Origin of the sequence: Nocardia abscessus, from assembly GCF_015477775.1 — a bacterium.
GTDB classification, from domain to species: domain Bacteria; phylum Actinomycetota; class Actinomycetes; order Mycobacteriales; family Mycobacteriaceae; genus Nocardia; species Nocardia abscessus_A.
Window position 1 is genome coordinate 1 of the sequence record NZ_JADLQO010000095.1, and the last position, 253, is coordinate 253.

Annotated in this window: 1 pseudogene; it reads left to right on the forward strand. The window is 66.0% G+C overall.

The features are described 5' to 3' along the window. Positions 1-253, forward strand: a pseudogene (locus tag IU450_RS39420) (transposase); the annotation flags it as partial.

Below are 253 nucleotides of genomic sequence, written 5' to 3' on the forward strand. Positions count from 1 at the left end.
GTGCTCCCGAAACTGGCAGATTCGTTGAAAGTAGTTCTGCTGCAACGCAAGCAGATCGCCGAGGACATCGAGGAGATGTTCGCCGACCACCCTCTTGCCGAGGTCCTGACCTCGATGCCCGGCATCGAGTCAGGACCGGCACCCGCATCCTGCTCGAAGTCGGTGACGCCACGGCGTTCGCCTCGGCCGGCCACCTCGCCTCCTACGCCGGCATCGCCCCGATCACCCACCGCTCCGGCAGCTCCATCCGCGG